Origin of the sequence: Aliiroseovarius marinus, from assembly GCF_004360145.1 — a bacterium.
Lineage (GTDB): Bacteria > Pseudomonadota > Alphaproteobacteria > Rhodobacterales > Rhodobacteraceae > Aliiroseovarius > Aliiroseovarius marinus.
The window spans coordinates 111,828-123,529 of sequence record NZ_SAIT01000011.1 but is presented as its reverse complement, the minus strand read 5'-3'; the positions used below and the strand labels follow the sequence as shown (position 1 = coordinate 123,529).

Here is an 11,702-nt window from a genome sequence, read left to right as displayed (position 1 = left end):
CGGAATATTGGCCGCTGGATGTCGGCGCGTCTAGCGTCGCTGACGCCTCAGTTGCCAACAAAAAGGGCCGGCCAAACAGGCCAGCCCCTGAATTGTGATTGTCCTGCGTAATTAAACGAAGAACTGCGCACCGTTGGCCGAGATGGTCGAGCCGTTGATGAAGCCAGCGTCGTCCGATGCCAGGAAGGTCACGCAGCGCGCGATTTCTTCCGGTTCACCCAGACGGCCTGCCGGGATGCCCGCAACGATCGAGTCGCGTACTTTTTCCGGGATTGCCATAACCATTTCGGTCGCGATGTAGCCGGGGCAGATGGCGTTGGCGGTGATGCCTGCGCGTGCGCCTTCTTGGGCCAGCGACTTAACGATACCCAGATCGCCTGCCTTGGTCGCAGCATAGTTCACCTGAGCGAACTGACCTTTCTGGCCGTTGATCGAGCTGATCACGATGATGCGGCCGAACTTGCGCTCGCGCATGCCGGGCCAGATCGGGTGAACAGTGTTGAACACGCCGGTCAGGTTGGTGTCGATGACTTCCTGCCACTGCTGCGGGGTCATCTTGTGGAACGGTGCGTCGCGGGTGATGCCAGCGTTGGCAACAACCACGTCGATCGGGCCAAGGTCAGCTTCGACCTGAGCGATACCGGCGGCGCTTTCTTCATAGCTGCCAACGTTCCACTTGTACGTCTTGATGCCGGTCTCGGCAGTGAAGGCGGCAGCTTTCTCTTCGTTGCCAGCAAAGGTCGCGGCGACCTCGTATCCTTCAGCTTTCAGCGCTTTTGAAATTGATGCGCCAATACCGCGCGAACCACCGGTGACAAGTGCAACTCGGGCCATGTTTATCTCCACTTCGAATCTTGAGCCTGAAACTCTGTTACATTTTCAATTTAACTTGCGCAATATTATTGCGCAAACATTTTGCCGCAATGCAGAGTTTATTTTGCGGTTGCGACAAGAGCGCGACAAAACATTTAACAAAAAAGGCGCCCGAAGGCGCCTTTTCTATCGTTCATGTCGACCTTACGGACGCTCGAGGCACATGGCCACGCCCATGCCGCCACCGATGCAGAGGGTCGCCAGACCCTTCTTGGCGTCGCGGCGCTTCATTTCGAACAGCAGCGTGTTCAGGATACGGCAGCCCGAGGCGCCGATCGGGTGACCGATGGCGATGGCGCCGCCGTTTACGTTCACCACGTCTGGGTTCCAATCCATGTCTTTGTTCACAGCACAGGCCTGTGCGGCGAAGGCTTCGTTGGCTTCAACCAGATCCAGATCCTGAGCTTTCCAGCCCGCCTTATCCAGCGCCTTGCCCGACGCGTGGATCGGGCCAACGCCCATGATCGACGGGTCCAGACCGGCAGTTGCGTAAGACGCAATACGTGCCAGCGGCTCCAGACCACGCTTCTCGGCCTCATCTGCCGACATCAGCAGAACCGCAGCGGCACCGTCGTTGATGCCCGATGCGTTTGCAGCGGTGACCGAACCGTCTTTGGTGAAGGCCGGACGCAGTTTTTGCATGGCTTCGATGGTGGCGCCGTGACGGATGTATTCGTCTTGGTCCACAATGATGTCGCCCTTGCGGGTTTTCACGGTGAAGGGCACGATCTCGTCAGCGAATTTGCCGGCTTTCTGAGCAGCTTCCGCCTTGTTTTGCGAGGCAACGGCGAACTCGTCCTGCATTTCGCGGGTAATCTGCCACTGCTGGGCCACGTTCTCAGCGGTCTGGCCCATGTGGTAGCCGTTGAACGCATCCCACAGACCATCTTTGATCATGCAGTCGATGAATTTCATGTCGCCCATTTTGTGCCCGGCGCGCAGATGCGCGACGTGGGGGCTGAGGGTCATGTTCTCTTGGCCACCTGCGGCCACGATGGCAGCGTCGCCCAGCTGTACATGCTGCGCGCCCAGCGCAACGGTGCGCAGACCCGAACCACAGACCTGGTTGATGCCCCAAGCCGATGCCTCTTTCGCGAAACCAGCGTTGATGTGCGCCTGACGTGCCGGGTTCTGACCCTGACCGGCCTGAAGCACCTGACCCAGAATGGTCTCGCTGACCTCGGACGGGTCAATCCCTGCGCGGGCGACGATCTCGGCCAGAACGGCTGCGCCGAGGTCATGGGCGGGCGTATTCGCGAACGAACCCGAGAAACTGCCCACGGCGGTGCGCGCGGCCGATACGATTACGACATTGGTCATGATGCTTCCTTTTCCTCCAGACTTACGATCAAAAAGCCGCCGCGCATTTCAGAAATTTCCAAAACACACGCCGTCATGCACGATCATTGCTGAGCGCATCCTGTGCTGCATTGCAGAGAAAATCAAGCGGCGTGAACGTGGTAGCGTTATCACGCCCATCTAGGCCGCGTTGCGCCAATAGGGATCCAAGGTCGGCACGCCGAAATAATACCCTTGCATGCAGTCCACGCCGATCTGGGTCAGAAAGGCCGCATCTTCGGCCGTTTCGACGCTTTCGGCCACGGTGAACATATCAAAATGCCGCGCGACCGAGACCATCGCCTGAGTGAGGATCTGATTGTCCGGGTCGCTGTGGATCCCGCGGATGAACTCGCCATCAATCTTGATGATGTCGAAATAGAAATCCTTGAGGTATTTGAACGAGGTATAGCCTGCCCCAAAGTCATCCAGCGCAAAGCTGATGCCATGCCCCTGCATCTCGGCCATGAAGACGCGGACAAGTTCGGGCATTGTGATTGCAGTGCGTTCGGTGATCTCAAGGATCAGACGTTCACCCAGATGCGGGTCGTCTTCCAGTCCACGCTCCAACACCTTCTTCCAGCCCGGATACCCGATCGACCGCGCGGACATGTTAATAGACAAACGCAAGCTTGGTTCAGCCTGCAGCGCCTCCAACCCTTTTTCCAGCGCAAGCGCATCCAGTTTGCGTCCCATCTCTTTATCTTCGACCGAGTCGATGAAGTCCTTTGCGGGAATCACCCGCCCGTTTGGGTCCAGAACGCGGATCAGCCCTTCGAAAAACGCACGGCGATCTGGCTTGGTCGATTGCACGACGGGCTGAAAGGCCAGCCGGACGCGTTTTTTGCGCAAGGCCTCGCGCACAAGGTTGATTGCGTCCTTGTCCCGCATCCCGATGGCCGAGCTGAGCGGATCGCCCACCGGCCCATCCACAGGGTCTTGCATCTGCGTGTCCGGGGATGTCTTACTTCCGAAGTTGAACATGGTGTCACCTGTGCTGCCGTACGACCATAAGTGGCAATTCAGTGCTAACGAGACGTAAATCAGATAGTTTGTCTAAAAGTGTAATGGATCCGAGAACATGACCGACTCCCACGCGCAAACCACTGACTTGATCCGCTGTTCTTGGTGTGGGAGCGAGCCGATTTATCAGGAATATCATGACCTTGAGTGGGGCGTGCCGGAATGGGACGGACGCGCGCTTTGGGAAAAATTAATCCTTGATGGCTTTCAGGCCGGGCTCAGCTGGATCACGATCCTTAAAAAGCGAGATAATTTTCGCACGGCGTTTGAAGGGTTCGATCCCGAGCGCATCGCCACGTGGGGCGAACCCGAGATCGAGCGTCTTTTACAGGACAAAGGCATCATCCGGCATCGCGGCAAGATCGCAGCGACCATCACAAACGCGCAGGCCTATCTGGATCTGGGTGGCGCGGATGCGTTTCGGGATATGATGTGGGGCTATGTGGACGGAAAACCGCTGAACGGGCGTTACAAGACGCTGGACGAGGTGCCGACCTCATCCCCGCTGTCGACACAGATCTCGAAAGACCTGAAGAAAGCCGGGTTCAAGTTCTGTGGTCCGACAATTGTATATGCATGGATGGAGGCCTGCGGGCTGTTCAACAACCATCTGGTCAGCTGCCATCGGCACGATCAGGTCTAGCTGAGACTCGCCAAAAGCTGGGTACTGGGCACGCCGGTCACGGGCATGCCGCGCGACGCTTCATAGGCGCGGATGGCTGCGCGACCTTTCTCGCCGATCACACCATCAGGGCGCCCGGCTTGAAACCCCAGATCGTTCAGACGGTTCTGTAGCGCCTGACGTTCGGCGGTACTCATCCCCCAAGGCTTCTTGGGATAGCTGGCCCGGATCGCACCGCCCCCCGCCAGACGGTCGGACAGGTGACCGACACCGATCACATAGCTGTCGGCATAGTTATAGGTCTTCAGAACGTGGAAATTCTGGAAGATCATAAAGACGGGACCCGTCGGGCCAGCTGGCAGAATCAGTGCGCCGCTCGCGGCACCGGTCAGCGGATGCCCAGCGACATTCGTCACACCCAACTTCCCCCAATCGCGCAGGCGACGTGGGTAGATCCGCCCGGTCAGGGCCAGATCAAACCCTTTGGGCAAGCGGACCTCGATCGCCCAGGGCTGGCCTTTCACCCACCCCTTGGCGCGCAGATAAGCCGCCGTTGACGCCAGCGCATCCGTCGGATCATCCGACCAGATATCGCGCGCGCCGTCGCGATTGAAGTCCTCGGCATGGGCCAGATACGAGCTGGGCATGAATTGTGTGTGCCCCATCGCCCCTGCGTAGGACCCTTTCATTCGAGACGCTGAAACATCGCCAGCAGTCAGGATTTGCAGGGCGGCCAGCAGCTCGGCCTCGAAAAGATCGCGACGGCGGCCTTCATAAGCCAGCGTGGCCAGCGTCGACAGGACCGAGGCCGATCCGCGCACCGCGCCAAAGCTGCTTTCCATACCCCAGATCGCGACGATGACCTCTTTCGGGACACCATATTTCCGCTCGATCTTCTTCAGAAGCGTCGGATAGCGCGACAGTGCCCTCTGCCCGCCCTTGATCCGCTGGGGCGAGGCCGCCGACGAAATATAGTCCTGTAAGCTGCGCGCGGTTTCCGCCGGTCGGCGGTCCGACTTGATGACCGAGGGCAGGTACTCCGCCCGTCCAAGCGCCTTCAGCGCCGTGTCACTGACCCCCGCCGAACGTGCGTGGGATGAAAACCCCGATAGCCACCCCGCAAACCCGCTATCAGCCAGCACGCGCCCCGGCATCACTGCCGCAGCGCTCAGCGTGGCCATCGCCATTCGGCGACTCAGAGACGGGGAATGTCGGGTCATAGGGGATCCTGTTGGCAGCAGCGTGTCCGGCCACTTTAGGGACAGACCATGACGACACAAAGGCAATCCGGCCCGATCGGCAAAAGCGTGCCATGAACAAGCAGAGCTACAGCAATTGCACCTACCCGCCTTGCCGCGTATAGCATGCAGTCAGCAGAAATATGTCCTGAAAGGCAGATCATGAGCGACGACACGAAATCCGCGAATGAAATGTGGGGCGGCCGGTTCTCGGCAGGGCCCGACGCGATCATGGAGGCGATCAACGCCTCGATCGGCTATGACCAGCGCATGGCGCGACAGGACATCGAAGGTTCGCGCGCACACGCCGCGATGCTGGCCGCGACCGGCGTGATCACCGAAGACGACGCCAAAGTCATCCGCGAGGGCCTGCTGACCGTGCTGGCCGAGATCGAGGCGGGCAATTTCGCCTTCTCGACCGCGCTGGAAGACATCCACATGAATGTGGAAGCACGCCTGAAAGAAATCGTCGGCGAACCGGCGGGTCGCCTACACACCGCACGCTCGCGCAACGACCAAGTGGCCACCGATTTCAAACTCTGGGTCCGCGACCAGATGGACGCCGCGATTGATGGGCTCGAAGCCCTGATCCGCGCGCTTTTGGGTCAGGCCGAAGCGGGTGCCGACTGGGTCATGCCCGGCTTCACGCACCTGCAAACCGCACAGCCTGTGACATGGGGCCACCACATGATGGCCTATGTCGAAATGTTCGGCCGCGACATGTCCCGCTTCCGTGACGCGCGTGCGCGGATGAACGAAAGCCCGCTGGGATCTGCCGCACTTGCTGGCACGTCCTTCCCCATCAACCGCCACATGACGGCCGAGGCGCTTGGCTTTGACCGCCCAACCGCGAACTCGCTGGACGCTGTGGCGGATCGTGATTTCGCGCTGGAGTTCCTGTCCTCGGCCACCATCTGCGCCATGCACCTGTCGCGCTTCGCTGAAGAGCTGGTGATCTGGTCCTCGGCCCAGTTCCGCTTTGTGCGCATGTCGGACAAATGGTCGACCGGCTCGTCGATCATGCCGCAGAAACGCAACCCCGACGCCGCCGAACTGATCCGCGCCAAAATTGGCCGCATCATGGGCGCCAACATCGGGCTTATGACCGTGATGAAGGGGCTGCCGCTGGCCTATTCCAAGGACATGCAGGAAGACAAAGAGCAGGTTTTCGACGCCGCCGACAACCTGATGCTGGCGCTCGCCGCGATGACCGGGATGGTCTCGGACATGACCGCCAACACCGAAAGCCTTGAGGCTGCGGCCTCGTCCGGGTTCTCGACCGCGACCGATCTGGCCGACTGGTGCGTGCGCGCGCTGAACATGCCGTTCCGCGATGCCCACCACGTGACGGGTTCACTGGTGGCGATGGCCGAGGATCGCGGCTGCGACCTGCCCGACCTGTCGCTGGAAGACATGCAGTCGGTCAACGCGCAGATCACCGAAGAAGTCTTTGGCGTTCTGGGTGTCCACAACTCGGTCGCGTCGCGCACCAGCTATGGCGGCACCGCGCCGTCGGAAGTGCGCAAGCAGATCGCACGCTGGAAAGAGGTTCTGGCATGATCCGCGCGCTTCTGATCACCGCCCTTTTGGGGCTGGCGGCCTGCGGCGCGGATGGCGAGCCCATCCGCCCGGGATCGCCCGAGGATACCCAAGCAGAGTAGCTTCAAACGCCGGTCCACGTGGCCGGCGTTTGCTTATGCGAGGCTCTGCCTCGCGCTCCGGGATATTTATAGCAAGAAAAAGAGAAGCCCCGGAGGGTTGAGCGGCAGGCGCAGTTCCGCTAGGGCAGTCAGGAAGCGCAGACAGACGAGGCCCAAGATGGACCATTTCCTTTATCGCGATGGCGTGTTGCACGCCGAAGACGTATCGATTGAAGAGATCGCTGCCGAAGTTGGCACGCCCTTCTATGTCTATTCCGCGGCCACGTTGAAACGTCACATCGGACTGTTCAATGAAGCGCTAGACTGGGCCGATCATCTGGTCTGCTTCGCCGTGAAATCGAACTCGAACCTGGCTGTGTTGAAGCTGCTGGGCGAGATGGGCGCGGGGATGGATGTCGTCTCGGGCGGGGAATACCGCCGTGCGATTGCAGCGGGTGTGCCGGGGGACCGGATCGTGTTCTCGGGCGTTGGCAAAACCCGCGATGAAATGCGTCTGGCGCTGACGAACGGCATCCGCCAGTTCAATCTGGAAAGCGAACCGGAAATGCGCGTGCTGTCCGAAGTGGCCAGTGAAATGGGCGTCGTCGCCCCCGTCACCGTGCGCGTGAACCCGGATGTGGACGCGAAGACCCACGCCAAGATCTCGACCGGGAAATCGGAGAACAAGTTTGGCATCCCAATTGCCCGCGCGCGCGAGGTGTATGCCGAGATTGCATCGCTGCCCGGCCTGAAGGCTGTGGGCATCGACGTGCATATCGGCTCGCAGCTGACCGAGTTGGAACCGTTCCGTCAGGCCTATCAGAAAGTGGCCGAACTGACCGAGGCGCTGCGTACCGACGGCCACGACATCACGCGTCTGGATCTGGGCGGCGGTCTGGGCATTCCCTATGAACGCTCGAACGAGGCACCGCCTCTGCCGATCGAATACGGACAGATGGTGAAGGAAACCGTGGGGCATCTGGGGTGCGAGATCGAGATCGAGCCGGGGCGTCTGGTCTCGGGCAATGCCGGGATCATGGTCACATCCGTCATCTATGTGAAAGAGGGCGAAGGGCAAGATTTCCTGATCGTGGACGCTGCGATGAACGATCTTGTACGTCCCGCCATGTATGAGGCGCATCACGACATCATCCCCGTGGTGGAGGCCGCCCCCGGCGAGGACAAGTCGCGCTATGACATTGTCGGTCCGATTTGCGAAACCGGCGACACCTTCGCCAAAGGCCGTGATCTGGACAGTCTGAAGCCTGACGATTTGATCGCCTTCCGCTCGGCAGGCGCATATGGTGCGGTGATGGCGTCCGAGTACAACTCGCGCCCCTTGATCCCCGAAGTGCTGGTGATGGACGATCAATATGCCGTCATCCGCGCACGTCCCACCTATGAAGAAATGCTGGGACGCGATACCATTCCAGAATGGCTGTGATGTTCCCACGGGTCCGGTGACCCGGCCCGACCTGTCCCAGAAGGTGCAAAAGCGCCTTCGTTGGCCCTTGGCGTTGACAAGGGGCGGGATGGTTTTGGAACGGCTCTGGCAGGTCGGATGGCCTTTGGCGAGTGTCATCTTGGTCACGATTGCGTTGGCAGGCTTCGGTGGGTTGCGGGGCTGGGCGGTGCCTATGGTGCTTGTCCTCGCCGCGCTGATCTTCCTTATCCGCGCCACGCGCCGCTTTGTCTGGCCAACGTCAGGCCATGCGCTCCGGCGTTTGGATGACAACCTGACCGGCCACCCGATTGCTGCAGTTCAAGATGATCAGGCGACCGGTGTAGGCGACGCGGCCTCGGCCCAGTTGTGGCAGGCGCATCAGGATCGAATGCTGGCACGTCTGGACGAGGTGCAGGCGGCCCCGCCCGATCTGCGAGTGGCGGGAAAAGACCCCTATGCGTTGCGGCTGATTGCGGCGACCGGGGCGGTCATGGCGATTGGGTTCGGCCCGTGGAACAGCACAACGCCCACAGGCACACAAGGCGCGGCGGCGCAGGTTGCCGCCAGTTGGGAAGGTTGGATCGAGCCGCCATCCTATACCGGGCAACCCAGCCTCTATCTTGATGACCAACCCGATGGCGCGTTGACCATCCCGAAGGACAGCCGTCTGACCCTGCGCCGCTATGGCGACCCTCTGGCCTTGGCTTTCACCGGATCAGTTCTGGACAGTGAAGCGGGCGCGGCCTCGAGCCTCAGCCAACGGATCACCCGCAGCGGTACGTTGTCCATCGATGGCCCAACGGCGCGCAGTTGGACGCTGACTGCGCTACAGGATACGCCCCCGACCATCCGCCCAAGCGGACCGCTGACCCGGCAATTGAACGGGGATTTCACGCTCAATTTCGTGGCCACCGATGACTATGGCATCACCGGGGGCGCCGTCATCATCACCCTGTCGCTGGACGATGTCACACGCGCGCATGGGCTGTCCATCGACCCGGAACCCCGGCCTGAGGTCGCTGTCGACCTGCCCCTGCCCTATCGCGGGGCGCGCAAATTGATCGAAGGCACGCTTCAGGAAAATCTGGTCGAACATCCCTTCGCAGGCCTTCCCGTGACGCTCACCTTTGTCGCACAGGACGGGGCGGATCAGGAGGGTGACAGCCAGCCCTACCCGATGATTCTGCCCGCCCGCCGCTTTCTGAATCCGATGGCCAAGGCGCTGATCGAACAGCGCCGCGACCTTATGTGGAACCGCGCCAACGCTCGACGCGTCTCGCAAGTACTGCGTGCGACGCTGTTCCACCCCGAAGACCTGTCCCTGCCTGAAGGCATTTATCTGCAACTGCGCGGCGCGATCCGGCGGCTCGAGGCGGGGCTGGCCTTTTCCGATGTGGCAGGCGGTGTCCCCGGCGACCTGCGGGACGAGGTGGCGCAGGTCCTGTGGGATGTAGCGGTCGAGCTGGAAGACGGTCAGCTGGACGACGCCCGCGCCCGCATGGAAGAGGCGCAGCGGCGTCTGGAACAAGCCATGCGCGACGGCGCCACGCCCGAAGAACTGGCCGAGCTGATGGACGAATACCGCGACGCGATGCGGGATTATATGGATCAACTGGCGCAGCAAGCCCCCGAAGGCGACCCCAACGCGCCGCAGCCTGATAATGCGATCGAACTCAGCCAATCCGACCTGGACGCGATGATGGACCGGATCGAAGAGCTGATGCGCGAAGGCCGTACCGAGGAAGCGATGGAGCTGCTCGATCAGATGCGCCGGATGATGGAGAACATGCAGGCCCAGCGCGGCGGCGAAAGTCAGCGCCCCGGCGAAGCCGCGCGCGACGAGCTGCGCGAGACCATGCGCCAGCAGCAGGGCCTGTCGGACCGGGCCTTCCGCGACCTTCAGGAACAGGGGCAAGGGTCTCAGGCCGGTGAGAATCAGGAAAACGAAGGGCGAGACGGTGGTCAGGGACGCGGGCAAAGCCACGAGGGTTCGGGCGGCGAGCAGGGTCAGGATGGACAGGGCGGCGCGCAGGAAGGTCAAGACAGCCAAGGCCGTGGCGGCGATCCCGGCACCAGCCTTGCGGATCGGCAGCGTGCCCTTCAAGACCAGCTAGACGCCCAAAGACGCAACCTGCCCGGCGCGGGTGATCCCGCAGGACAAGCCGCCCGTGACGCGCTGGACGAAGCGGGCCGCGCGATGGGGCAGGCCGCCGATGCGCTGGAACAAGGCGACATCCCCGAGGCGCTGAACCAACAAGCCGACGCAATGGAAGCGATGCGCGAGGGTCTGCGCCAGTTTGATCAGGCGATGGCCAATCAACAGGCGCGCGAAAACGGTCAGCAGGGTGAAAACCCGGGCGAAAGTAATCAGGCCTCTGATCAGGATCCGCTAGGACGTAGCGCATCAGGACGCGGCGGCGCGACCTCGACCGACAGTCCTTTGGGCGACACGGACGAAATCTATCGCCGGGCCGAAGAGTTGATGCAGGAATTGCGCAAACGCTCGGGCGAGTCAGACCGCCCGCAATTGGAACGCGATTATTTGGAACGTCTGCTGGATCAGTTCTAAGCCGCAGTTACATCCGCTTGCGTGCAGACAACGCGGCCGAGATCGTACCCTCGTCCAGATAATCCAGCTCGCCCCCGATGGGCACACCTTGGGCCAGCGACGAGACCAGACAGCAGCCCTCAAGCTCGTCAGCAATATAATGCGCAGTGGTCTGACCATCGACGGTGGCGTTCAGGGCCAAGATGACCTCGCTGATGTTGTCATCAACAACACGTTGCACCAGACGCGGAATGCCCAGATCCTCGGGGCCGACGGCATCCAGCGCTGACAACGTTCCGCCCAGCACGTGATATCGGCCCTTGAACAGACCTGCGCGCTCCATCGCCCACAGGTCGGCCACATCCTCGACCACGCAAATCTCGCCGGTGGCACGCTTTTCAGACACGCAGATGTCGCAGCGATCCGAGGTCGAGACATTGCCGCAGGTCACGCATTCCCGCGCGGTTTCCGCCACCGCCTGCATCGCATCCGCCAAGGGCGTCAGCACCAGCGCACGTTTGCGGATCAGGTAAAGCACCGCCCGACGGGCAGAACGCGGACCGAGCCCCGGCAGCTTCGCCATCAGCTCGATCAGGTTCTCGATATCGCGCGGTGCTTCTGACATTTAGAACGGCAGGTTCATGTCTTTGGGCAGGCCCAGCTCTTCCGTCAGACGCGACATTTCGCTTTCCGAACGCTGCGCCGCCTTGGCCTGAGCATCCTTGATCGCGGCAAGGATCAGATCCTCGACCACTTCTTTTTCATCGGGGTTGAAAATGGTGGGATCGATGTCCAGACCGGTCAGCACACCTTTGGCCGTGGCGGTCGCTTTGACCAGACCCGCGCCGCTTTCACCCACGACGGTCATCGTCTCGAGGTTCTCTTGCAGCTCGGCCATCTTGGCCTGCATTTCCTGCGCTTTCTTCATCATCCCGGCCATATCGCCGAGACCGCCCAGTCCTTTGAACATGTGATG

The 11,702-nt window shown here is 61.2% G+C and carries 10 protein-coding genes; 4 read left to right on the top strand and 6 right to left on the bottom strand.

What is annotated here, in order from left to right; genetic code table 11:
• Positions 1-111 precede the first annotated feature (111 nt).
• The 3 genes from phbB to EOL43_RS12585 all read right to left on the bottom strand — a co-directional run bounded on the left by phbB (position 112) and on the right by EOL43_RS12585 (position 3,156).
• Positions 112-834: an acetoacetyl-CoA reductase gene (gene phbB, locus EOL43_RS12595; protein ID WP_133489129.1), complete on the bottom strand. Its 723-nt coding sequence runs from the start codon at positions 832-834 to the stop codon at positions 112-114.
• Between the two features lie 183 nt (positions 835-1,017).
• Complete coding sequence (locus EOL43_RS12590; RefSeq protein ID WP_133489127.1) at positions 1,018-2,193, bottom strand: acetyl-CoA C-acetyltransferase; 1,176 nt, start codon at positions 2,191-2,193, stop codon at positions 1,018-1,020.
• Between the two features lie 159 nt (positions 2,194-2,352).
• A complete protein-coding gene (locus tag EOL43_RS12585) occupies positions 2,353-3,156 on the bottom strand; it encodes an EAL domain-containing protein (protein WP_133489125.1) in 804 nt (267 codons plus the stop codon).
• 136 nt (positions 3,157-3,292) lie between these two features.
• Here EOL43_RS12585 and EOL43_RS12580 point away from each other — a divergent pair, with 136 nt between their 5' ends.
• Positions 3,293-3,877, top strand: a complete 585-nt coding sequence (locus tag EOL43_RS12580; RefSeq protein ID WP_133489124.1) for a DNA-3-methyladenine glycosylase I — start codon at positions 3,293-3,295, stop codon at positions 3,875-3,877.
• Here EOL43_RS12580 and EOL43_RS12575 read toward each other — a convergent pair.
• Complete coding sequence (locus EOL43_RS12575) at positions 3,874-5,076, bottom strand: lytic murein transglycosylase (RefSeq protein WP_133489122.1); 1,203 nt, start codon at positions 5,074-5,076, stop codon at positions 3,874-3,876. The genes EOL43_RS12580 and EOL43_RS12575 overlap by 4 nt on opposite strands.
• A gap of 180 nt (positions 5,077-5,256) precedes the next feature.
• Here EOL43_RS12575 and argH point away from each other — a divergent pair, with 180 nt between their 5' ends.
• The 3 genes from argH to EOL43_RS12560 all read left to right on the top strand — a co-directional run bounded on the left by argH (position 5,257) and on the right by EOL43_RS12560 (position 10,747).
• On the top strand, positions 5,257-6,654 hold the full coding sequence (argH, locus tag EOL43_RS12570; RefSeq protein WP_133489120.1) for an argininosuccinate lyase: 1,398 nt from the start codon (positions 5,257-5,259) through the stop codon (positions 6,652-6,654).
• 258 nt (positions 6,655-6,912) lie between these two features.
• Positions 6,913-8,178 carry a diaminopimelate decarboxylase gene (gene lysA / locus EOL43_RS12565; RefSeq protein ID WP_133489118.1) on the top strand — a complete coding sequence of 422 codons (1,266 nt, stop codon included), beginning with the start codon at positions 6,913-6,915 and terminating at the stop codon, positions 8,176-8,178.
• Positions 8,108-10,747 (top strand): TIGR02302 family protein, encoded by a 2,640-nt coding sequence (locus tag EOL43_RS12560; protein WP_133489116.1) that lies wholly within the window; start codon positions 8,108-8,110, stop codon positions 10,745-10,747. Before lysA ends, EOL43_RS12560 begins: the two co-directional genes overlap by 71 nt.
• A 7-nt stretch (positions 10,748-10,754) precedes the next feature.
• On the opposite strand, the gene recR is transcribed toward EOL43_RS12560, so the two are convergent.
• Both recR and EOL43_RS12550 read right to left on the bottom strand, forming a co-directional pair.
• Positions 10,755-11,351, bottom strand: coding sequence for a recombination mediator RecR (recR, locus tag EOL43_RS12555; protein WP_133489114.1), 597 nt, complete (start codon positions 11,349-11,351; stop codon positions 10,755-10,757).
• Positions 11,352-11,696: a YbaB/EbfC family nucleoid-associated protein gene (locus EOL43_RS12550; protein ID WP_133489112.1), complete on the bottom strand. Its 345-nt coding sequence runs from the start codon at positions 11,694-11,696 to the stop codon at positions 11,352-11,354.
• Positions 11,697-11,702: the final 6 nt, after the last annotated feature.